Annotated in this window: 28 protein-coding genes and 1 tRNA gene; 25 read left to right on the plus strand and 4 right to left on the minus strand. The window is 35.2% G+C overall.

Features of this window, described 5'->3' with window-relative positions:
* Positions 1 to 55 precede the first annotated feature (55 nt).
* From RBQ61_RS09575 to RBQ61_RS09635, 13 genes are all read left to right on the plus strand, one after another.
* A complete protein-coding gene (locus RBQ61_RS09575) occupies positions 56 to 445 on the plus strand; it encodes a NusG domain II-containing protein (protein ID WP_308137106.1) in 390 nt (129 codons plus the stop codon).
* A gap of 21 nt (positions 446 to 466) precedes the next feature.
* The gene (locus RBQ61_RS09580) at positions 467 to 988 is read left to right on the plus strand and encodes a Gx transporter family protein (RefSeq protein ID WP_308137107.1); all 522 of its coding nucleotides are present in this window, start codon (positions 467 to 469) and stop codon (positions 986 to 988) included.
* Positions 985 to 1230 carry a DUF4321 domain-containing protein gene (locus RBQ61_RS09585; protein WP_308137108.1) on the plus strand — a complete coding sequence of 82 codons (246 nt, stop codon included), beginning with the start codon at positions 985 to 987 and terminating at the stop codon, positions 1228 to 1230. The genes RBQ61_RS09580 and RBQ61_RS09585 overlap by 4 nt, the downstream gene beginning before the upstream one ends.
* A gap of 12 nt (positions 1231 to 1242) precedes the next feature.
* Positions 1243 to 1821 carry a nucleoside triphosphate pyrophosphatase gene (locus tag RBQ61_RS09590; protein WP_308137109.1) on the plus strand — a complete coding sequence of 193 codons (579 nt, stop codon included), beginning with the start codon at positions 1243 to 1245 and terminating at the stop codon, positions 1819 to 1821.
* Positions 1822 to 1852: 31 nt separating this feature from the next.
* Positions 1853 to 2542, plus strand: a complete 690-nt coding sequence (gene radC / locus RBQ61_RS09595; protein ID WP_308137110.1) for a DNA repair protein RadC — start codon at positions 1853 to 1855, stop codon at positions 2540 to 2542.
* Positions 2543 to 2564: 22 nt separating this feature from the next.
* Positions 2565 to 3611 carry a rod shape-determining protein gene (locus tag RBQ61_RS09600; protein WP_308137111.1) on the plus strand — a complete coding sequence of 349 codons (1047 nt, stop codon included), beginning with the start codon at positions 2565 to 2567 and terminating at the stop codon, positions 3609 to 3611.
* Positions 3612 to 3623: 12 nt separating this feature from the next.
* On the plus strand, positions 3624 to 4463 hold the full coding sequence (gene mreC, locus RBQ61_RS09605) for a rod shape-determining protein MreC (protein ID WP_308137112.1): 840 nt from the start codon (positions 3624 to 3626) through the stop codon (positions 4461 to 4463).
* A gap of 22 nt (positions 4464 to 4485) precedes the next feature.
* Positions 4486 to 4977 (plus strand): rod shape-determining protein MreD, encoded by a 492-nt coding sequence (gene mreD / locus RBQ61_RS09610; protein ID WP_308137113.1) that lies wholly within the window; start codon positions 4486 to 4488, stop codon positions 4975 to 4977.
* An 11-nt stretch (positions 4978 to 4988) separates the two neighbouring features.
* Entirely contained in the window at positions 4989 to 8393 is a 3405-nt protein-coding gene (locus RBQ61_RS09615; RefSeq protein WP_308137114.1) for a penicillin-binding transpeptidase domain-containing protein, read from the plus strand.
* 39 nt (positions 8394 to 8432) lie between these two features.
* Complete coding sequence (locus RBQ61_RS09620) at positions 8433 to 9134, plus strand: hypothetical protein (protein WP_308137115.1); 702 nt, start codon at positions 8433 to 8435, stop codon at positions 9132 to 9134.
* 147 nt (positions 9135 to 9281) lie between these two features.
* Positions 9282 to 9914 carry a M23 family metallopeptidase gene (locus tag RBQ61_RS09625; RefSeq protein ID WP_308137116.1) on the plus strand — a complete coding sequence of 211 codons (633 nt, stop codon included), beginning with the start codon at positions 9282 to 9284 and terminating at the stop codon, positions 9912 to 9914.
* A gap of 7 nt (positions 9915 to 9921) precedes the next feature.
* Complete coding sequence (locus tag RBQ61_RS09630; protein ID WP_308137117.1) at positions 9922 to 10443, plus strand: site-2 protease family protein; 522 nt, start codon at positions 9922 to 9924, stop codon at positions 10441 to 10443.
* 384 nt (positions 10444 to 10827) lie between these two features.
* Complete coding sequence (locus tag RBQ61_RS09635; RefSeq protein WP_308137118.1) at positions 10828 to 11589, plus strand: SH3 domain-containing protein; 762 nt, start codon at positions 10828 to 10830, stop codon at positions 11587 to 11589.
* A gap of 209 nt (positions 11590 to 11798) precedes the next feature.
* On the opposite strand, the gene RBQ61_RS09640 is transcribed toward RBQ61_RS09635, so the two are convergent.
* From RBQ61_RS09640 to RBQ61_RS09655, 4 genes are all read right to left on the minus strand, one after another.
* Positions 11799 to 12683, minus strand: coding sequence for a TIGR03943 family protein (locus tag RBQ61_RS09640; protein WP_308137119.1), 885 nt, complete (start codon positions 12681 to 12683; stop codon positions 11799 to 11801).
* Complete coding sequence (locus tag RBQ61_RS09645) at positions 12684 to 12887, minus strand: GTP-binding protein (RefSeq protein ID WP_308137120.1); 204 nt, start codon at positions 12885 to 12887, stop codon at positions 12684 to 12686.
* On the minus strand, positions 12887 to 13168 hold the full coding sequence (locus RBQ61_RS09650) for a hypothetical protein (RefSeq protein ID WP_308137121.1): 282 nt from the start codon (positions 13166 to 13168) through the stop codon (positions 12887 to 12889). Before RBQ61_RS09650 ends, RBQ61_RS09645 begins: the two co-directional genes overlap by 1 nt.
* A gap of 256 nt (positions 13169 to 13424) precedes the next feature.
* Positions 13425 to 13507, minus strand: a tRNA-Leu gene (locus tag RBQ61_RS09655).
* 382 nt (positions 13508 to 13889) lie between these two features.
* Here RBQ61_RS09655 and RBQ61_RS09660 point away from each other — a divergent pair.
* The 12 genes from RBQ61_RS09660 (at position 13890) to RBQ61_RS09715 (ending at position 22563) form a co-directional block, all read left to right on the plus strand.
* Positions 13890 to 14243 carry a DRTGG domain-containing protein gene (locus RBQ61_RS09660; protein ID WP_308137122.1) on the plus strand — a complete coding sequence of 118 codons (354 nt, stop codon included), beginning with the start codon at positions 13890 to 13892 and terminating at the stop codon, positions 14241 to 14243.
* Positions 14236 to 14661, plus strand: a complete 426-nt coding sequence (locus RBQ61_RS09665; protein WP_308137123.1) for an ATP-binding protein — start codon at positions 14236 to 14238, stop codon at positions 14659 to 14661. The genes RBQ61_RS09660 and RBQ61_RS09665 overlap by 8 nt, the downstream gene beginning before the upstream one ends.
* Before the next feature lie 9 nt (positions 14662 to 14670).
* Entirely contained in the window at positions 14671 to 15927 is a 1257-nt protein-coding gene (locus RBQ61_RS09670) for a [Fe-Fe] hydrogenase large subunit C-terminal domain-containing protein (RefSeq protein WP_308137124.1), read from the plus strand.
* On the plus strand, positions 15924 to 16256 hold the full coding sequence (locus RBQ61_RS09675; protein WP_308137125.1) for a serine kinase: 333 nt from the start codon (positions 15924 to 15926) through the stop codon (positions 16254 to 16256). The genes RBQ61_RS09670 and RBQ61_RS09675 overlap by 4 nt, the downstream gene beginning before the upstream one ends.
* Positions 16253 to 16978, plus strand: a complete 726-nt coding sequence (locus RBQ61_RS09680; protein WP_308137126.1) for a PHP domain-containing protein — start codon at positions 16253 to 16255, stop codon at positions 16976 to 16978. Before RBQ61_RS09675 ends, RBQ61_RS09680 begins: the two co-directional genes overlap by 4 nt.
* A complete protein-coding gene (locus RBQ61_RS09685; protein ID WP_308137127.1) occupies positions 16975 to 17520 on the plus strand; it encodes an ATP-binding protein in 546 nt (181 codons plus the stop codon). The genes RBQ61_RS09680 and RBQ61_RS09685 overlap by 4 nt, the downstream gene beginning before the upstream one ends.
* A gap of 182 nt (positions 17521 to 17702) precedes the next feature.
* Positions 17703 to 19034, plus strand: a complete 1332-nt coding sequence (rsxC, locus tag RBQ61_RS09690; protein ID WP_308137128.1) for an electron transport complex subunit RsxC — start codon at positions 17703 to 17705, stop codon at positions 19032 to 19034.
* Positions 19035 to 19046: 12 nt separating this feature from the next.
* Entirely contained in the window at positions 19047 to 19994 is a 948-nt protein-coding gene (locus RBQ61_RS09695; protein WP_308137129.1) for an RnfABCDGE type electron transport complex subunit D, read from the plus strand.
* On the plus strand, positions 19984 to 20550 hold the full coding sequence (locus RBQ61_RS09700; protein WP_308137130.1) for an RnfABCDGE type electron transport complex subunit G: 567 nt from the start codon (positions 19984 to 19986) through the stop codon (positions 20548 to 20550). The genes RBQ61_RS09695 and RBQ61_RS09700 overlap by 11 nt, the downstream gene beginning before the upstream one ends.
* 9 nt (positions 20551 to 20559) lie before the next feature.
* Entirely contained in the window at positions 20560 to 21156 is a 597-nt protein-coding gene (gene rsxE / locus RBQ61_RS09705) for an electron transport complex subunit RsxE (RefSeq protein WP_308137131.1), read from the plus strand.
* A 12-nt stretch (positions 21157 to 21168) separates the two neighbouring features.
* Positions 21169 to 21744 carry an electron transport complex subunit RsxA gene (gene rsxA / locus RBQ61_RS09710; RefSeq protein WP_308137132.1) on the plus strand — a complete coding sequence of 192 codons (576 nt, stop codon included), beginning with the start codon at positions 21169 to 21171 and terminating at the stop codon, positions 21742 to 21744.
* 12 nt (positions 21745 to 21756) lie between these two features.
* Positions 21757 to 22563 carry an RnfABCDGE type electron transport complex subunit B gene (locus tag RBQ61_RS09715; protein ID WP_308137133.1) on the plus strand — a complete coding sequence of 269 codons (807 nt, stop codon included), beginning with the start codon at positions 21757 to 21759 and terminating at the stop codon, positions 22561 to 22563.
* The last annotated feature ends 80 nt before the right edge of the window (positions 22564 to 22643 follow it).

The following is a 22643-nucleotide window of genomic DNA, read 5'->3' on the forward strand; positions in this document are numbered from 1 at the left end:
ATAATATTGAATAAATGATAAAATGAGTAATCTAGAAAACATATAAAGGACTATCATGAGAGAAAAGATTAATAAGTACGATATTGCTTTGATTTTGACCATTATTGCAGTCAATATATTGATTTTGGCATACGGAACTTTAAACACTGTTGATAAGGGGAAAAAAATTGCGTATATCTATTCGGACAACCGGTTAGTAGGAGAATACACATTAACCGACGATTACAAGACAGAGTTTGTTGTCGAAAGTGAAAGCGGCTCTAACAAAATACATATCGAAGACGGATACGTATGGATTGAAGAAGCAACCTGCCCTGATAAAATTTGCCTGCACCAAGGTAGAATAAGCAATGATGGAGAAGTTATAGTATGCCTTCCAAATAGGTTGATGGTGCAAATCAAGGATAATAACCCAGAAGATGAATTAGACGTTATAGTCAAATAGCAGAATAAAGAAAGAGAGATTATGAATAAATTAAGAAGATACATATTTTTAGCGGTTTTAACGGCAGGAGCTTTGATATTAAGCATATTAGAAGGAATGATGACTCTACCATACATAGCTCCGGGAGCTAAGCTTGGATTGTCGAATATTGTGGCATTATCGGTTATAGTAGTATTTGGATTTAAGGATGCATTGATGGTTGTTGTTATCAGGTGCATTTTATTCATGTTGGTTGCAACAAATCCAATAACATTTACATACAGTATAGTCAGCGGAATAGTCAGCACTATAGTAATGAGCATAGGACTAAAACATGCCAAAAAATTAAGTCTGATTGGTATAAGTGTCTTGGGTGCAATGGCTCATAATGCTTCGCAGATATCTGTTGCAGCTATATTATTTGAAACTGCAAATCTTTATTACTATTTACCTATTTTGTCTTTTGTAAGTATATTTACAGGATGTTTTGTAGGGTATGCTTCCATTTTTGTAACTAATAACTTGAATAAAACTTTTACGAGGCTTGGGAGAGAGTTAAAATGAGAAAAGGTGGTAACTCCATATATTTTATTTTATTGCTTTTGACGTCTGTAATAATAGGTACCATATTGGGAAAGGCATTTTCTAAGTTTTTACCCATATTAAACTACGGTGAATCTATAGGATTTGGACCGGCTACATTGGATTTGAGTATTTTTTCTGTAACATTTGGCTTCAGTGCGAGTCTGACTGTTGCAGGAATACTAGGTATTTTAATAGCAATAATAGTATATAAGAAACTTTGAGGATTGATAACTATGAGAAATATAATTTTAGCTTCAAAATCACCAAGGCGCATAGAAATGCTTGAAAAATATGTGAAAAACCTTAAAATTTTTTCACCTGATATGGAAGAATCAGTGGACGAAAATGATTTGCCTGAAACAACTGTTATGAGGTTAGCTTTTGAAAAGGCTGCAAAAGTCGCAGAAACATGCGACGAAAAAGGAATTATTATAGCTGCGGACACTGTCGTTTATCTTGATACAATAATGGGAAAGCCTAATGATTATGATGAAGGTTTTGAAATGCTTAAATTACTTTCCGGAAAAACACATAAAGTCTTTACAGGCATTTGTATTATAGATAACGAAAATAATAGAAAGGTCGTTGATTACGAGGAAACCCTGGTTGAATTTAACAAACTGTCAGATAATTTCATCAAGAGATATCTAGATACAGGCGAATATGGAGATAAAGCCGGCGCATATGGAATTCAAGGGTATGGAGAACTGCTTGTTAAGGGAATACATGGATGCTACAATAACGTCAAAGGCATGCCATTATCAAAACTGAATAAATTACTGGCAAAACATTTTTCTTATAATTTGCTTTAGAAATCAAGTATATTGCATATTGGAGGTTTAAATGGACAATACTAATTATACCATAAAATCAATACCTAAGGATGATAGGCCTCAGGAAAAACTTCTTAAGTATGGTGCCAATAATTTGTCTAATTCAGAACTCATTGCAGTAATTTTAAGGACAGGAAGCAAAAATCAAAATGTTGTAATGCTTGCTCAAAGAATATTGAATGAGGATCAAAAAGGGCTCAGGAATATTGCCGAGGGCAGTGTTGAAAAGTTCAAATCATTTAAAGGAATAAATGACGTAAAAGCAGCTCAGCTTTTGGCTTTAGCTGAGATAAGCAAAAGGATAAGTACATTAAAAATTGAAAAAATAAAAATATCCTCTCCTAGCGATGTTGCAATCCTTTTAATGGAGGAAATGCGTTACTATAGGAAAGAATATTTTAAAATAATATTGCTGGATACAAAAAATAATATTAAGAAAATTTCTGATATATCAATCGGAAGCCTGAATTCGTCAATTGTTCATCCCAGAGAAGTGTTTTTAGAGGCGGTAATTAGTTCATCTTCAGCTATAATTCTTGCGCATAATCACCCAAGTGGAGAAACAGAGCCAAGTCGCGAGGATATTTCTTTGACAAACAGGCTGGATGAATGCGGAAAGCTTCTAGGAATAAAAGTGCTTGACCATATAATAATAGGTGATGGTACATTTTACAGTTTTAAAGAAGAAGGTTTACTTTAATTAATATCGAGAGGAAATTAAAATGGGATTTTTTGATATGTTTACACAAAAGATAGGAATAGATCTTGGAACTTCAAATACATTGGTTTATGTAAGCAATAAAGGAATAACAGTAAACGAGCCGTCGGTTGTAGCAGTTAAGGTCAGCTCAAACGAAGTGTGTGCCGTAGGCGAATCCGCAAAAGCTATGCTTGATAGAACACCGAAAACAATAAATGCAGTCAGGCCGCTTCAAAACGGCGTAATTGCAGATTTTGAAATTACAAGAGCGATGATTAAATATTTTATAAACAAAGCGTTAAGCAAAAGAAGATTTGTTAAGTCAAATATAGTAATCTGTGTACCTGTTGGTGTTACTTCCGTTGAAAAAAAAGCAGTTGAGGACGTTGCATACGATGCGGGATCAAAAAAAGTTAAATTGGTGGAAGAACCTATGGCTGCGGCAATCGGTGCAGGGTTAGACGTAGATAAGCCTATTGGAAACATGATAATTGACATTGGTGGAGGGACAACAGAAATAGCGGTGATTTCGCTGGGGGGTATTGTTGTGTCTGATTCTCTTCGCATTGCTGGAGATGACATGGATGTTGATATTAAGGATTATATAAAAAATAAGTATAAAATGGAAATTGGGATGGTAACTGCTGAAAAGATTAAAATGACAATAGGCAATGCCAGCAAAAAGTTTTACAGTATAGCTCGCTACAGTGACGATGAAGACCAGGACGGTGAAAATATAAAGCCTCATCCTCAAGAAATGCAAATAAGAGGAAGAGACATTGTTTCGGGTCTTCCTTTAAATATTACTGTTACCAGTGATGAAATAAGAGAGGCAATTATTGAAACAGTAAATAATATTGTAAATGCAATAAAAAGGGTTTTAGAAAAAACGCCTCCTGAGCTTTCCTCGGATATTTATTCCAATGGAATTTACTTATCCGGAGGGGGAGCATTGCTAAAAGGCCTTGACATTTACATAGAAAAGGAGACGGGACTTAAAGTTTTTATTGCCGAGAATCCATTAAACAGCGTTGCTATGGGAGCGGGAAAAATTTGTGAATCTCTGTAAAGTGGTGAATAAATGAATTTTATACAAAAATACTTTAAAAGAATACTATTTTTGTTTACAATTTTTGTTTTGGTTATTTTAATAGGGCTATCATCAATAGGAAAAGTTAACGGAACTGACTTAGGATTCTTTGGGAGCGTGTTAGCCGGTGCCCAAAGAATCATATTTAATACCGGGCAGACAGTTACCAGTTCGTTTTATTCTATACAGGATATTGTTAAAATGCGTGAAGAAAACAATATTCTTACAGATACGGTGCATGAGCTTAATGAGCAGGTTCGAATATTAGAAAACATTGTAAACAAATCTGAGGCATTAGAAACTGAATATGAAATGAAAGAAAATCTAAAGAGTGATCATATAATTGGACAAGTGATATCACTTGATGATTCAAACTGGTTCAGCAGGATTACAATAGACAAAGGCGAAAAAGACGGTATAAAGAAAAATGACATTGTAATTAATGCGGTGAAGACCAAAAAGGGAGTTGTTCAGATAGGACTGGTTGGCGTAGTTACGCAGACATCGTCTAATTGGGCTAAAGTTATAACTTTGCTTGATGAAAGCTGCAAAATAAGCTTTAGAGACATAAACAGCGATGAAAGCGGAATAATGCAGGGAAGTGTTGATGGAAACATTACCGGCTATTTTTTTAATAGCAAGGCTAATGTAAGCATTGATGATTCTCTTGTTACATCAGGAATAGGTGAAATATATATTCCGGATTTGTATATAGGAAATGTAAAAGAGATTGTCCCAACCACTGACGCATCAACTCAGAGGATTATTATTGAACCTGCTGTGGAATTTACAAAGCTGAGCAGAGTTTATGTGCTTAAGGTGGACAGATAGTAACAGCGAGAGGTAGAAATTAATGAAAAAATTTAGCTTAATGGCTGCTATCATTGTTTTAGGTTTTATTGCTCAGACATCCCTATTTAATTTTTTTAATATATTTGGTACAGTACCTAATCTTTCTCTTGTTCTTATTGTTGTTTTTTCAATGATGTCTGATGGTATAACAGGAGGAGTTCTGGGAATTTTAACCGGAGTAGTATACGATGCTATGTTGTATGATGTTTTTGGTATTTATACGTTGGTATACTTTATTATAGGGGCAATAATAGGAACATACAGTGAAGATATGCTTAGAGACAATTATATTGCATACACGTCTGTTACTGCGGCAGCAACAATAGCATGCAACTTTTTTATGTATCTTATTTTGTTTTTTTTGAGGTACAAAGTTGGAAATGCGGGAGGAATATGGAGCGGCATAATTGTAGAGGTTTTAATGAATACTTTTTTGGTTGTTTTTGTACTTAAATTTATTAATTTTACATTTAATAAATTTAACATTAAATAGAGGTGGAATATTTGAGTTTACAAAAATTTTTTAAAAACAGATACAACATTTTATACATGATAATATTGTTCCTTCTGTGCGTGCTGGGATTCAGAATGGCTGTACTTACAATCGTTGAAGGCGAGGAATACAGGGCTGTTGCAGATATTAAGAAAATAAAGGACATTCCTGTTAAAGCACCAAGGGGCAAAATATATGACAAAAACGGAGTAATCCTTGCTGATAATGTCTCCAGCTTTACTGTTCAAATGTACACAGACGAAATTGACGCTGAAAATTTCAATGACATATCCTATATTTTAGCGGAAATATTTGAAGAAAATGGCGAAAAACCTATTGACGAGTTTCCCATTGAGCTTGATACTTTTGATTATATTGACGAAAGCAAGGAAGCAAATAAAACATCAGATGATGCAGCAGATTCTGCATCTTATATAACTGCTGAAGAAACTGTCATAAATGCGGTAAAGAATAACATAAATGAATGGCTCAATTACAGAACCTTAATTTACGGTAAAGAATTCAATCCCAAGCAAAGAGCGCTAGATACTATTTTAAGATATAAAGACATTCCTGTTAAGCTGGAAAATGACCAGTTTATATTTTATTTCCCTGAGGAGAAATCAGAAGAAAGCGATGGTGGAAATTCTGAAATAACAGTAGTTGAACAGACAGATGCAACTCAAAAGGAAGATGAAACACAGATTATCGAGGGCGAGCAGGATCCCGTAAAAAGATGGTTGGAAGAAAATGATTTTGATAAAAGCCTAAGTGCTGAACAGCTGATTGCCGAGCTTCTTGCTAAAAATAATAAATATCTTACGAGACTGTTTTCAAATTCAAAAATAAGGAAACTTTCATTTGATTTTATTAATTCAAATGGACTTGGATCAAATATAAAGCTAGTTGAATATGCATTTGTACAGGATGAAAATTATAAAAATATAAAAAGAAGCCTGAATGCTAATCATGAGGGAATAACACAGGATTCATCGGCTAAGGACGATTTTGTTTTGCTTACAATGACGTACTCGCTGGAAAGTTTGCTTCAGTCTGTGTATGAAACTGAAACAGGAAAAGTAGCTCCAGGTGAGGTGCTGATAGAAAGGCTTAAGGAAATATATCCCGATCTGCCTGTTATGTTTGTTGAGGAAAGTGGATCTGGATCATATCAATACACGGATGAGCAGCTTAAGAACAAATATTTGGATCAGCATAATTTGGAACAGGATACTCAGCCTTATGATTTTGTTAAGCAGATTTCATTTAAAAATTACGATGTGCTTCAAAATTTCATAACTGACGAAAGCATTAAATATTATGCTCAATCTGAACTTTTAAAGCATGAAAATCCGTCTATATCAATTTCGGATTGGGAATACACTCCTATACGAGACAAAAGGAACTGGATACAAAAAAATGTTGAGATAGATAGTAAAGAAGAATTAAACTATTCAGCAGAAGAAGTATTTTTAATGCTTCGCAAAACATTGAAAATTGATTCAAGCATAAATGATTATGACATGAGAAATATGATGGTTATAAGAGAAAGATATAATAAGACCAGTTATTTGTCATACCATCCTGTTGATATATGCTACGGTATATCAGAAAAATCTGTTGCAATGATATCAGAGCGTTCTCATGAACTTACAGGGATAAATGTTGAAATAGAGCCTTTGAGAGTATATCCTCAAAATGATATTGCTGCCCACGCAATAGGATATCTGGGAAAGATAGCACAAGACTATGAGGTGCAGGAATATGTTGTTGAAAAAGGCTACAGCCCTGATGACATAATAGGCAAGACGGGGCTGGAAGAGAAATTTGAAGAGTATTTAAGAGGAACAAAAGGTAAGAAAACAGTTGAGGTGAATAATGTCGGCAGGACTATAAGGTCTGTTTCAAGTGAGGCTCCGGAACCGGGAGATAACATATATCTTACACTGGATTCAAGACTTCAAAAAACAGCTCAGGACGTTTTGAAAAAAGGACTGGAACAAATACAGATCGGCGGAACCTTTGAGAGTGAATGGGGAGACTTTGATTTTAAAGATAAATATGAAAATGCTAAATCAGGAGCATTGGTTGTGCTTGATGTAAATACAGGAGAAGTTCTCGCAATGGCCAACTACCCGTCATATGATTTGAACATGTTTGCTACAGGTATATCTCAAGATGACTGGAACGGCCTGTTAAATGATTCAAAGAACCCTTTGGCTCCGAGGCCGCTTTACAATATTGCAATGCTTACAGCAATTCAGCCCGGGTCAACGTTTAAGATGATTACTTCACTTGCTGCTCTAGAAAAAGGAGTAGATCCGAATACAACTGTATATTGTTCAGGTACTATGGAGGTCGGTGATAGATATTTCAGCTGCTGGATATACAATATGTTTGGAGGAGCACACGGCAGTCAGAACATGTACCAGGCTATTATGAATTCCTGCAACTTTTATTTTTATACAACTATGCTTGGAGAAAACTTGGCCACACATCAGAAGCATACTGTCAAAGTATCAGCTGAGGAAATAATAGAAATGGCAAAAAAATTCGGATTGGATTCAAAAACCGGGATTGAAATAGACATTCCTCAGGAAGCTTCAGGCGGTGTTCCAAGTATAGATGGTAAAAAAATTAATATCAGGGTTTATTTAAGGATGTTTTTGGAAGCCAATATAGAAAAATATTTAGAAACCGGATATAAAATAGAGGCAGGAATGAAAAATGAGATAGTGGAGGAAATAGTAAGCTGGGTTGATCGGGATGAACCAATGACAAGAGGTGAAGTTTACGAAGGCCTTAAGGCTCTTAGACTCAATCCTGAAAAAACAAATGATTACAACGTTCCTCTCGTTGATATAATAAAATATTCATATTTAAACCAGGCCGTATGGAATGTGGGAGATAATCTGAATATAAGCATAGGGCAAGGAAATAATGCTTATACTGTAATGCAGATGGCAAATTATATAGCTTCAATAGCCAACGGAGGATACAGGAACAATGTCAGCATAATAAAAGAAATAAAAACATACGACAGAAAGAATACTGATTATGTTCCGCAGAGAGAAGCAGAGCCTATTGGTTTGTCAGATTACAGCTATCTGGATGTTGTAAAAGAAGGAATGAGGCTGGTATCTCTGGATGATTCAGCTAAACCATATTCAAGCTTTCCGGTTGAAGTCGGCAGCAAGACCGGTACGGCGCAGAATCAGGGAATAAATCCAGATACAGGAGAGCCATACGATGACTTTGCATGGTATGTTGCATTTGCTCCTTATGATGACCCTCAGATTGCAGTTGCATGTGTGCTGTTTGAAGGGGGTTCGGGACGTTACCCGACTCCAATAGTCAGGGAAGTTATCGGAGAATATCTCAAACTTAACAACGAGGAACCGCAGACAGAAGAGTAGAAAAAAGAACAAAGATGAAATTATAGTTGGGAGGCAATTATGGGAAAGGCAGTATTGATAGGCTCACAAAAAAGAGACATAGGGAAGACTGTTATTTGCATAAAGTTGGGAATGAATCTTTCGAAGGACAAGAAGGTTCTGATTGCAGATTTATCATCAGGGAAAAGAAAGATTGCAGAATACTTTAATGTCAGCGAAAATATTATATATGATATTAAGGATGTGTTGGATTCAACATGTTCATTAGATCAGGCCATAATAGAAATAAATGAAAATTTATCTCTGCTTCCCGGACCGAGAATTTACGACAAATTAAAAAATATAAGTGCCGACGCATTTCGATTACTGATAGATGAAACAAAAAAGTCATATGATGTAGTAATAGCTGATGTTGACAAAGTTTTTCAGAGTTATATAGATTTTAATTTAATTAATGATATTATTACAATAAACAATAATGATTTTTCATGTGTTAAAGAAATTAACAATGATAAGATGCTTGCAGAAAGGTATAATGTAGATGGCATTTATACCATATTGAACAAATACAACAAAAAAAATGCAAAAAGAGGAACCTTTATGAGTGCAAAAGATATTCGTAAAATGACCGAGCTAAACACATGCACCATAATTGAGGACAGCATGAAATATAATGATGTCGATTATGATTTCCTGCTAAGTACTGATGAAAGTTCCTTTAATAAGTCAATTAAATCCATATCTGGTTGTTTGATAATTTAAAGTAGAAAATGAAAAACTTTTGCATATGTCAAAAGTTTTTTGCTTTTTTAACCCCCAGTTCCCTTGTCAAATTATTTATGACTTGTCTGCGATATTTTGTAATAAAGTACTAACATTTTAATAAAATGTATGGAAGGGGTGGGTGAAATGAATAAAATTACCAGAAAAAAATTCAATTTAAAAAGAAAAGATAAGCTTAACAGAAAATTAGCATTGCAGATAATATTCAGCATTGTGCTGGTTGCAGCTGTAATTGTTACAAAGCAGCTGGACACGAATTTATCTGAACAATTTCTAAATACTGCTGATGAAAAGATAAGCGAAAGTATCGAACCTGCAAAAATAAAAAGTTCATTTTTTGGATTTTTTACGGGGTTAAAAAATAAAATCCCGTTTTTAGCAGAAGATTCAGCGGAATACTCTGCTCCGGTTAACGGGAAAATATATCAAAACTACGGGCTTAATAAAACAGAAAATGTTTCATACTACAACCACGGATTAGATATTATATCAAATACTCAATCTGTAAGAGCAATTTCAAAAGGAAAGGTAACTCAGATAGGGAATAATGAAAAGCTGTCAAACTATGTAGTCATTGAAGATGACGGAAAAACTTTTGTATATGGAAAAATAAATGAGGCTTTTGTCAGTGAAGGAAACAGAGTTTCACAGGGAGATATAATAGGAGCTCTCAATGAAGAAAATATGCTTTTGCATGTAGAAATATGGGAAGACGGTGAATCCTTAAATCCATCTAAATTGTTTAAAATGAACGAATAAAATGTAAATGTTCATTCTGATTGCATTGGCTGCACATGAAACAGCACATTTAATTTCTGCTCTTATACTGAGAATAAAATTTTACAAAATCAAAATTACACTTTTTGGTTTCAATTTAAATGCGGAGCTGGAAAGTCTGGCATTGTACAAAAAATTGTTTTTATTTTTGTCAGGCCCTGTATGCAATATATGCCTGTACTCTATATTTACAAAAACCGAGTATAAAGAATTTGCAGACATAAATCTTTTTTTGGCAGTGATAAATATGATACCCATAGTTCCTTTAGATGGAGGAAATATCTGTAAGGCTTTTTTGGAAATGTTTTTGAATATAAAATCCGTATGCAGGTATATGATAATGACCAATACATTTTTTATTGTATTATTTTTAGTAATAATACATATGCATGAAAACTATCTGTACCTTCTTTTAATTTTGATGGGGCTAAAGGGAATACTTGAAGAGAACAGGATGCTAATAGAGAAAACAATAAGAAAAAAATATAATTTGATCAAGTTTAAAAAATAAAATCAGCTTATTATGAAGATTAATCAAAAAATCAAAAAAAATATTTGAAAAAATCTATAAATAGGGTATAATAGAATTACATTTGTAAATGAGAATTTATAAATGCCTCTTAAATTTTTTGCCTCAAGCCGTGGGAAACCACGGCTTGCCCTTTTTTGCAGTCATGTTATTGACAGAACAACAATCAGCACACAGAATATAAATATAATAATATATATTTCTTTTTTTATAAAATCGTATAATTTGCATATCATTAAAATCCCCCCGGTTCTATAATTATTATATGTTGAAATAATAATAAATTGATAATTATTGAAAATAAAAGAACAGTCATATCCAGCCCTGCATAAAATAGAACATATAGTTTAGAAATGGAGGGTTATAATGCCAACAGTATATTTAAGTCCGTCTACACAGGACTTTAACATGTTTGTTACAGGTGACGGAAGCGAAGAATACTTTATGAATATGATAGCTGATGCAATGATACCGTATCTTCAGCAGTTTGGGATAGATTACTACAGAAATACACCTGAAATGACAGCGGGCTCTTCGCTCAGAGATTCAAATTCTAGAGATGTTGATTTTCATATAGCGATTCATTCAAATGCATCAGGTCCGGGACAGGAAGGGCGAAACAGGGGTGTTATAGTATTCTATTACCCTACAAGTACAAACGGCCAAAGAATGGCTAATATAATGGTTGATAATTTCAGAGAAGTATATCCGCTTCCCAATGAAGTAAGAGCAGTAGCTACAACGAGCTTGGGAGAAGTTTCAAGAACATCTGCACCGTCGGTATTAATTGAAGTTGCTTATCATGACAATGTAGAAGATGCAAACTGGATAGAGAATAATATTGATACAATTGCAAGAACTTTGGCTGAATCGGTAAATGAATTCTTTGCAGGAGCTCAGCCCGAGGTTCAGCCCGAAATGCAACCGGGTGCCGCAAGGACCGGAAGAGTGACGTTATCAAGTGGTTACTTAAACATCAGAAACGGACCGTCTCTAAATGCACCAGTCATAGGTATGGCTCCAAATGGAACGGTGGTTACAGTTACAGAGCAGGTTGGGGACTGGTATAGAGTTTTATATAACGGAACAGACGGCTATGTAAGTAGACAATATATAACGATTCAATAGGAGGCATCAAATAAATGACGATTTTTTATTGTATAAAACTAGTCGTCATTTTATTATGAAAAAGTTGTTTACATTTATAACAGTGAGTAATATAATTATATTTGCAAATGCAAATTATTTGCAATACAACTAAACTTAAAAAAATAACAGCATATACTTAAAAAATTGCTGTTATAATACATTAAAACTGAAAAAATCGAACCTCCTAATTAATAAGGATAAATATAACCTTTAATTTCCAGGGCAGGCATAATAGATGTTACAGCTATTTGGGGTTCGACCTGCCCCTCGTACTGACCTCTGATAATTTCACCCTCTACAGTTATCCACTCATTGGATGCAAGTTCAGATGCCTTGTCGTACCTGCACAGTATTCCGATAGGAGCCAGATCAGCTGCGCAGCATACCATTGCAAGTCTGGCAGCTACGAATTCATCCTCTTCGAAATACTCCATGTCATTGAATACAAAACCTGTTATTGTAATCATATAGCCTTCATAAGCATCTAAGTTTCCGTATATCTCTGCAATCCACGGGTAAAATTCTTCGTTGCTCACAGTTATTATCTTATTTTCCTTATCTAAGCCGGTAAGGTCAAGGCTGTTGTCCTCGCTTGAAGGAACGGTATCTTCAGGTGATGAATTAGCAGTATCAGGTTGAGTGATTTCCTCTCCACCAAAATCATTTTCAGTAATGCCGGGTATAGAATCCAGATTAAAGTCAGAATTGTCTGACAAAGCTTGATTGTTGCTCCTATTGGAAGTTCCCTGATAAAAAGTACTGCCTCCTGCGTAATTTGATGCCAGATTTGCCATATCAAGAGGCTTGTGGGGCAATAACAGAAGCAAGGATGGAAGCACCAGCACAAGGAAGTGAAAAGCGCGTATTTTGTGATGGGGTCTGAACATTCTAAAAAGGCTCATGCATGCCCATATAATCATAATTATCGCAGTAAAATACAGATAAGGTTTCATTTTGGGGGTAACATACAAAAGATATTTGTCACTTGTTATAAAATAAAACATGTATCCGCCGAAAATCAAATAAGAAATAAATTCTAAAAAAACCTGAGCGTTGAACGATCTTGCTTTCATCTAAATACCTCCCATTGAAAACATAAATACCGCAAAAAAGAATACTGCAAATATGGTAAACAATAGCTTTCCAATAAACCGTCTTGTAAACTGTGCTACAAGAATATTTATTTCTTTGGATTCATTTTTGTTTAGCAAATTGTTCAAAAAGGTTGTTTTTCCGGAATCCAGAAATCCGGTAGCTATATAAACAGGTATGCTCATTATTGTTCTCCGCTAAAAATATATTCAAGCTCACGAGAGCTTAAGTTTTTGCCTATAATGCATAATATGGGACTGCCTTCAACTGTGCACTTTATCAACTGAATGTTTCCCGGAATGTATTGTAAATTTAAATATCCGTTCTCACTGCACAAAATTCCCTTTGCCCTGAGAATAGTTCCTGATGCGTTTTGCTCCATAAAGTTAATCTTGTCTTTTAATTCATTTATGCTGAATAGCTTGTCTGTATGTAATAAAAGTTCATTCGAATTAATTTTATCCAAAGACTCTGAAAAAATACGAGATTTTGAATTAAGCTTTTTAAATATCTGTAGCCATAAAATTCTCCAATATTTTGGTGTGCAAATATAAATCCAAGTATTTGCAAATGCGTATCATTTGCAATAAATTTATTATATAATGACGTTTTCTCAAAGTCAAGAAAATGAAACCGACAAGATAAATATTGTTAGATAAAAACAGAGCATGGTATATACAAGAAAGACATATCCAACACTTATGTGGATATGTCTTTCTTAATGCGGTCGGGGGGATTTGAACCCCCACGAATATACATTCGCTAGCCCCTCAAGCTAGTGCGTCTGCCGTTCCGCCACGACCGCGAACTGCTTTATTATTATAAGTGATGCAAAGGAATTTGTAAAGAGAAATTTTCAAGAAAATTATGGTATAATATGAATATTCATGGTAAGAATACTAAAAATTCAGACCTTAATTCTCTTGTAATATTTTCCTGAATGGATTATAATTATATTATAATATATAGTTAAAGTGTGCATAATGCAATATGGAAATCCTTTACTCAAAACAGGCATAATGTTATTTGACAAACAAATAACAAATGTATTAATCGGAAGACTGTAACGTAAATCGGTTAAATAAACCAATCAGCTTTAAATGAAAAAGCTGATAGATGATGAATAACTGTTATGTTGACAGCAATGTTTCTTTTATAAAAAAATAAGTATAGGAGTTGGGGACTTTATGAAAATTAAGGAGATGGCTGAAATTTTAAACGCTGAAATACTGACTGATTTTAGTAAGGATGATACTGACATAAAACATGGATTTGCAAGTGATTTGATGAGTGATGTACTGGCATATGCCAACAGTGAGTCGCTGCTTGTTACCGGATTAAACAATGGTCAGGTTATAAGAACTGCAGAGATGTTGGACATGTGTACTGTGTTGTTTGTAAGAGGCAAGCAGCCGTGCAAGGAAGTAATAGAGCTTGCACGGGAGAATTCAATAACGGTACTTGCAACAAATTATACCATGTTTAAAACATGCGGAAAATTAGTGTTAAACGGTATGAAGGGAATAGAATCGGATGACTGAAAGTTTCTTAAAGCGTTACAGCTTTGACATCGTTGCAAATGATTTCATAGCTGCCGGCAAGGGGTCGAGCACCATCAAGAATTTACTAAAGTCAATGGGAATAGAAGCAAATCTTATCAGAAAGATAGCTATTACATCTTATGAAGCGGAGATAAATATTGTAATACATTCATATGGAGGTCAGCTTCACTGTGATTTGTATGAAGATAAAATAGTTATTGTTTCTCAGGATACCGGTCCCGGAATTAAAGATGTGGAGCTTGCATTAACTGAAGGATACTCCACTGCGACTGAAAGTGTCAGGGAACTTGGTTTTGGCGCAGGCATGGGTCTGCCGAATATGATGAAATATTCTGATGACTTTGAAATTACTTCAAGCAGTGACGGCACGGTTATTAAAATTACTATTTTATTATAGGAGGCAAACATGAATTTTTCAATAATGTTTGATAAGGATAAATGTAAATGCTGTACAAACTGCATCAAGAGATGTCCAACACAAGCTATAAGGCTGGTGGATGGAAAAGCTTTCATAAATAATGACAAATGCATACACTGTGGCGAATGCATAAAGGTTTGTCCATATAATGCGTATACGCCTGAGCCAATTGAATGGTACGAAGAAATGCATTTTTCATCATATAAACATAAAATTGCAATTTCATCCACACCGCTATACGGACAGTTTCCCAAAGGAACTGATATATGTAAGGTTCAGAATTCCATACTAAAACTGGGATTTGATTCTGTATATGATGCCAGCTGGGCGGCTGAAATGGTAGGAATGGCCATAAAAAGAAAAATTAATGAAGAAAAAATAAGGCCATTTATTTCTACAAACTGTCCTGCAGTGGTAAGATTAATAAAAAACAGATATCCTTCGTTAATGGATCATTTGATTTTGATAAAGGAGCCAATGGTAATTGCAGCAATGCTTGCCAGAGAAAAAGCAAAAAAGAAACTGGACCTGAAAGATGACGAAATCGGTGTGTTTTACCTTTCACCATGCCCGGCCAAGCTGCTTGCGGTAACGGATCCTGTTGGTGATTACAAGCCGTATGTGGATTGGGTTATACCTCTTAATACTATTTACGGAGAATTATACAGAGAATTGGTTAAGGGTGACAACGGATTATGCTCACATCCTTCACTGAACGGTACAAAATGGGCTGTATCGGGAGGTCAATCGGAATCAGCTGGGCTTACAAATTATATTGCCGTAAACGGGATGGAAAACATAATTCAGATTCTTGACGAAGTAGAAAATGGAAATCTTACTAATGTTGATTATGTTGAGACACTTGCTTGTGTTCAGGGGTGCGTAGGAGGGACGTTCAATGTAATAAATCCGTTTATAGCCCAAAGCAATATTAATTATATTTTGGGAAACACAAAAGATGAGAGCATAATAGAAGAACTTGATGAATTTGATGAAATGTATGAGTCTGGGGTCTTTAAATTTTCTCTTAAGCCGGAAGAAAACCAAGGGAAATTTAATATGAAGGAAGCAATTATCAAAAGAGAAAAAATAAAAGAAATATATGATAAACTTCCCGGTTTGGACTGTGGCTCATGTGGAGCGCCAACCTGTTATGCTCATGCAGAGGATATATATAATAATGAATCAACTCTTTATAATTGTGTAGTGTTGAGAGCCAACAAAATAACTGAGGAGGGAAGATGAAAATTATAGATTTTGCAAAAAAAATGGATTTATATCAGTTATATGATTCAAAAGACGATATTGAAATAGAAGGAGTATATATAGGTGACTTGCTTAGCATAGTGATGTCAAAGGCAAAAATGAACTATGCATGGATAACAATTCAAACACATGTTAACATAGTAGCTGTTGCTGAACTGCTGGATTTGTCCTGCATTATTGTAGTTGAGGACATGGAGGTTGAGCAGGAAACAATTGAAAAGGCAAAGGAACACGGAATTCCTCTGTATAAATCGAAAGAAAGCGCCTATGAAACAGCATGCAGGCTGCAAAGCATGGGAATAAAATGAAATATTATTATGACTTGCATATCCATTCTGATTTGTCGCCATGTGCAAGCGAAGATATGACTCCAAGCAATATTGTAAACATGTCATATATAAAAGGATTAAATATTATTTCAGTAACAGACCACAACACTACTGAAAATCTTCCTTCGTTTTTACAATTGTGTGACAATAGAGGAATTAAATTTATACCGGGTATTGAGGTTACTACAAAGGAAGAAGTACATGCTCTTTGCTATTTCATGAAACTTGATAGGGCGATGGACTTCGGAAGACTAATATATGATTCTCTTCCGGATATAAAAAACATTCCATCAATTTTTGGGCAGCAGAATATTTACAACAACAAAGATGAAGTAACGGGAACTTTGGATAAGCTTTTGCTGAGTGCTTCAGGCTATTCGCTTGAAGAAGTGTGTTCTTTAGCTCATAAACATTGTGGAACAATGATTCCTGCTCATATAAATAAAAAATCTAACAGTGTCCTGGGTATACTTGGGTTTATCCCTCCAGGACTTAAAATCAATTTTGTGGAAATTCACTCTAAATCGGAAATAAATGAAAAAGTTATAAAAAAATACAACATCATAAAAAATTCAGATGCACATTATTTAACGGATATATCAGAGGCAGTAAACAGTATTGAGCTTAACAATGCAGATGAGATTTACAAATACCTTTTTATAAACAGTTTGTTAAATGACTGCGGTACGGAGGGATCATGAAAGAAATATCAATGCACATACTTGACATTGTAATGAACAGCATTAAAGCCGGAGCAACATTAATAGAAATCAATATATACGACAGCATTAAAAATAATTGTTTAATAATTACAATAAAGGATAACGGAATAGGTATGAGCAGTGAAACAGCTAAGCTTGTAACTGATCCGTTTTTTACTACCAGGACAACAAGAAAGGTGGGGCTGGGCATACCAATGCTGAAGGAAGCATGTGAAAGATGCAACGGAAGCATGGAAATAAATTCGGAAATAGGTAAGGGGACAGTAATTAAATGCTGTTTTGAAAGAAATAATATAGATAGAGCGCCCCTTGGAAATATGGGTGACACAATTATGACAATAGTCAATAGCCTCGAAGAATGTGAATTAATATACAATCATAAGACCGACGAGGGAACATTTTCCTTGAACACTACTGAAGTGAGAGAAGTGCTTGACGGTGCCAGCATAAAGAGCGGTAAAATCTTACTCTGGGTTAAAGAGTATGTTAATGAAAATATAAAAAGTATATCTATTATTTAACAAGGAAAACGGAGCAAATCGATAATAATTGTTTTAAATAATTAGAAATTTAAATAATAATTAAAAAAATAATCAAAAAAGGTGTTTAAAAGTTGTCGATTATCTGATATAATCGATTTGTTTGATTATTAAATAACTTTTATATATCACTTATATAAAACATTAAAACAAGAGGTGAAAATATGAGCACAAAATTGTTTACATTTAAGGGCGGAGTCCACCCACCCACAAACAAGACGCTAACACAAAATGTGCCAATTGAGAATGCAGTTGATCCTAAAGTTGTTGTTATACCTTTATCACAGCATATAGGAGCACCATGCGACCCATTAGTTGCTGTGGGAGATACGGTAAAAGTTGGACAAAAAATAGGCGAATCAAAAGCCTTTATGTCAGTACCGGTACATTCCAGCGTATCAGGAACAGTTAAAAAAATTGAGCAGCATTATGTGCCGAACGGTTCTAAAGTTAATTGCATCGTAATAGAATCAGACGGCAATTTTGAGGTTTATGAATCTGTTCAACCGAAAGGAAACATTGAAGACCTTACAAAAGAAGAAATCTTATCAATAATCAAAGAAGGCGGTATGGCAGGTATGGGAGGGGCAACATTCCCTACTCACATTAAATTAAGTCCTCCAAAAGACAAGCCAATTGATGTTTTACTTGTTAACGGCGCAGAATGTGAGCCTTATTTAACTGCCGACCATAGAATAATGCTTGAAAAACCTGAGCTTGTATTATTGGGTGTTAAAGCAATAATGAAGGCTCTTGGTGTTGATAAATGCTTTATCGGAATTGAAAAGAACAAACCTGATGCAATAGAAATAATTCAGAAGGCAGTTGAAGGACAGGAAGGCATAGAAGTTGCTCCATTGGAAATAAAGTACCCTCAGGGAGACGAAAAGAGAATAATTAATGCCATAACAGGAAGGATAGTACCATCAGGCGGACTTCCTATGGAAGTTGGATGCGTGGTTGAAAATGTCGGCACTGTTGCTACAATAGGCAATATTTTTAAAACAGGCATGCCTTTGATACAAAGAGTTGTTACTGTATCAGGAAGTGCGGTTCAAAATCCAAAGAACCTTTATGTTAGAATAGGTACTTCTTACAAAGATGTAATTGAACAATGCGGAGGATATAAGGAAGAACCTGGGAAGCTTATAAGTGGCGGACCTATGATGGGATTTGCACAATTTACAGATGAAGTATCCGTTATAAAAGGCACTTCAGGAATTCTTGCGTTCAGCAAAAAAGAGGCAGATCTTGGGGAACCATCCAACTGTATTATGTGCGGAAGATGTTTGGAAGCATGTCCTGTTCACCTTCAGCCATATAAAATCAGTAGATATTCTATTCAAAAGAATTTTGATGCTGCTGATGAGTTCCATGCTGCAGATTGTATAGAATGCGGCGGATGCTCTTACATATGTCCGTCAAAAAGACCGTTGAAAGAAACTATATCTGTTGCAAAAAAAGAAATTTTAGCAAGACGTAGAAAGGTAAAATAGGAGGAAATACAGATGGAAAACAAATTAATTGCTTCATCGTCACCTCATATTAGATCGAATGAAACAACTCAAGGTTTAATGCTGGACGTAATTATTGCAATGCTGCCGGCATTAGTAGCAAGTGTATTTTATTTTGGATTTAATTCAGTTGTATTAGTGGTGGCTTCAGTTATATCAGCAGTTATAACAGAATATATATGTAACAAATTAATGAAAAAATCGGTTTCAATTGGTGATTTAAGTGCGGTTGTAACAGGAATATTATTAGCATTCAACATACCCGCATCAGCACCATGGTGGTTGCCTGTTATGGGATCTGTTTTTGCTATTGCAATAGTAAAACAGATTTTTGGAGGAATAGGGTTCAATATAGTAAACCCAGCATTAGCTGGAAGAGCATTTTTGATGTCATCTTGGTCAACTCATATGACAGGCGGATTTATAGATCCTGTTACTGACGCTGTTTCTGCTGCCACTCCTTTAACATTGATTAAAGGTGGTTCAACAGGACAGTTACCTTCAATTTTTGATATGCTTCTTGGAAACATCCCGGGCTGCATTGGAGAGACATCAGCAATATTAATAATACTAGGCGGCTTATACTTAATATACAGAGGAACTATTAAATGGATTATCCCTGTATTTTATATAGGAACTGTTGCGGTTTTAGCACTGATATTTGACGGCGGAAGCATGGCTTTGTATCATTTGTTCGGAGGCGGACTGATGCTTGGTGCTTTCTTTATGGCTACAGACTATGCAACAAGCCCTATTACAGATAAAGGTAAAATTATTTATGCAGTAGGAGCGGGTGCTCTTACGATTTTAATAAGAAAAATCGGCGGATACCCTGAAGGAGTCTCTTATTCAATACTTCTAATGAATGTTATCACTCCTTTAATTAATAAGTACGTTACCCCTAATGTATTTGGAGTTGCAGGAGGTAAAAATGAAAAATAATATATTTAAACTCGGTGGAGTATTATGCTTAATCTGCGCTATAGCAGGCGGTGTTCTTGCATTTGTAAATGATTTTACAAAGGATAAAATTGCTGAGGCTGAATTAAAAGCAAGTATGGATCCTGCGGTTCTTGAGGCTGTTATGCCTGGTTCTACAATGTTTGAACCATATGAAGATCAGGCGATTGTTGAAACAATTAAATCAGAGAACACAAAATTTGAAGATTTATATGTTGCGGTTGATGATTCCGGCAATCAGATGGGATACGTTGTGAAAACATTGAGCACTGTTGCAGGATACGGTGGAGATATGGAATTATTCGTAGGTTTCGCAGACGGTAAAATTTCTGGTATGAGCGTTTTATCTCATCAGGAAACTTCAGGACTTGGTTCAAGAACAACAGAACCTGAATTCCAAAGCCAGTTTATCGGAAAAGACGCAAGTACCGAAATAACAGATTATGATGCAATAACAGGTGTTACAAAATCTTCTGTTTCATTTACAAGCGCCTTGAATAATGCAATCAGTGTTTATAATCAATATGTAAATAAATAGGAGGTAGAGATGGACAAGAGAAAAATATTAACAAACGGTTTTATTAAAGAAAACCCTGTTTTTGTTCAGCTGCTTGGAATGTGTTCTGTACTTGCAATAACCACATCGGTTATGAATGGAATAGGTATGGGTGTTGCCGTTACTGTAGTATTAATAGGATCAAACTTTGTTATATCACTTTTAAGAAAAGTTATACCCGATGAGGTTCGTATACCTGCATTTATAATAGTAATAGCAACTTTTGTAACAATAATAGATTTATTTATGCATGCGTACACGTATGATTTGTATAAGTCTCTTGGTGTATTTATACCACTTATTGTTGTTAACTGTATTATACTTGGAAGAGCTGAATCATTTGCTTCTAAAAATGGCATCGTTGATTCAATAATAGATGGTTTAGGAATGGGTATGGGATATACATTCGCAGTAGTTGTATTAAGTGCTATAAGAGAGCTTATAGGTAACGGTACTTTGTTAGGAATACAAGTTATGGGAGAAAGTTATGAACCTATGATGATGATGGTTCAGCCTCCTGGAGCGTTCATTGCATTAGGCTTGCTAATAGGTCTTGTTAACTTCTTGACAAGAAAAAAGAAAGCATAGGAGGTATATTAAATGGATTTAGTTAGTATATTTATTTCATCATTTATAGTAAATAACATTATATTTATGCAGTTCTTGGGAGTTTGTCCCTTCCTAGGAGTTTCCAAAAAAATTGATACTGCTGCAGGCATGGGTATTGCAGTTATATTTGTTATAACTCTGTCATCAATAATAACTTATATTATTCAGACAGCTGTTTTAGATAGATTTGGACTTGAATATTTGCAGACGATAGTCTTTATATTGGTTATAGCTTCATTGGTTCAGTTTGTTGAAATGTTCTTAAAGAAATCAAGTCCTGGTTTATATCAGGCACTTGGCGTTTATTTGCCGTTAATCACAACAAACTGTGCGGTTCTTGGTGTTGCTATCAATAACTTTGGATATGAGTACAATTTTATTCAGGCATTGATATATTCCATCGGTACATCGGGAGGATTTTTATTGGCTATTGTATTATTTGCGGGAGTCAGAGAAAAAGTTGATTCTGCAGATGTTCCTGGTTGCTTAAAAGGTTCACCGATTGCTTTAGTGGCGGCAGGTTTGATGTCTATTGCATTCCTTGGATTCTCAGGATTAAAACTTTAGGAGGAATAGATTATGGTTATAGTAAAGGCAATTGGAGTATTAGCTGGATTAGGCGTCCTATCCGGAGGATTATTGGCAGTAGCCTCTAAAATTTTCCATGTGGATGTTGATCAGAAAATTATTGATATAAGAAACATTCTTCCTGGTGCAAACTGCGGTGCATGCGGTTTTCCCGGGTGTGACGGTATGGCAGCTGCAATAGCTGAAGGAAAAGCACCTGTAAATGGTTGTCCTGTGGCAAGCAGTGAAAAGCATCAGCAGATAGCTGCTATTATGGGAACATCGGCAGAAGAAACAGAAAAGATGGTCGCACATGTTTTGTGTCAGGGCTGTGACAGCGTAGCTGTTAAAAAATATGAATATGACGGTGTAAGAGACTGTAAGGCTGCTGCTGCGGTGCAGGGCGGACCGAAATCCTGCAGCAGAGGATGCCTGGGATTTGGAAACTGTGTTGCTGTCTGTGACTTTGATGCTATTAAGATAGTTGACGGGATAGCAGTAATAGATAAAGAAAAATGTACAGCATGCGGTAAATGTGTAGCGGAATGTCCGAAATCGGTAATAGAATTTGTGCCGTACAAGAATAATGTGGTTGTTGGATGCAACAACAAAGACTTTGGAAAAGCGGTTAAGGATGTGTGTAAGGTAGGCTGTATCGGCTGCAAAATCTGTGAAAAGAACTGTGCTTTCGATGCCATACACGTTGTTGATAACCTTGCAAAAGTTGATTACGACAAATGTACACATTGCATGGTCTGCGTACAGAAATGTCCTACAAAAGCAATACAAGGTGATTTAACAATATTAGAAAATAAATAAAAGTAAAAATAAAAACCGTGCTGTCACGGTTTTTATTTTTGTAAAATATATTACAGGATTAATTAACTTTGACAAAATTT

Source organism: Sedimentibacter sp. MB35-C1 (assembly GCF_030913635.1).
GTDB lineage: Bacteria > Bacillota > Clostridia > Tissierellales > Sedimentibacteraceae > Sedimentibacter.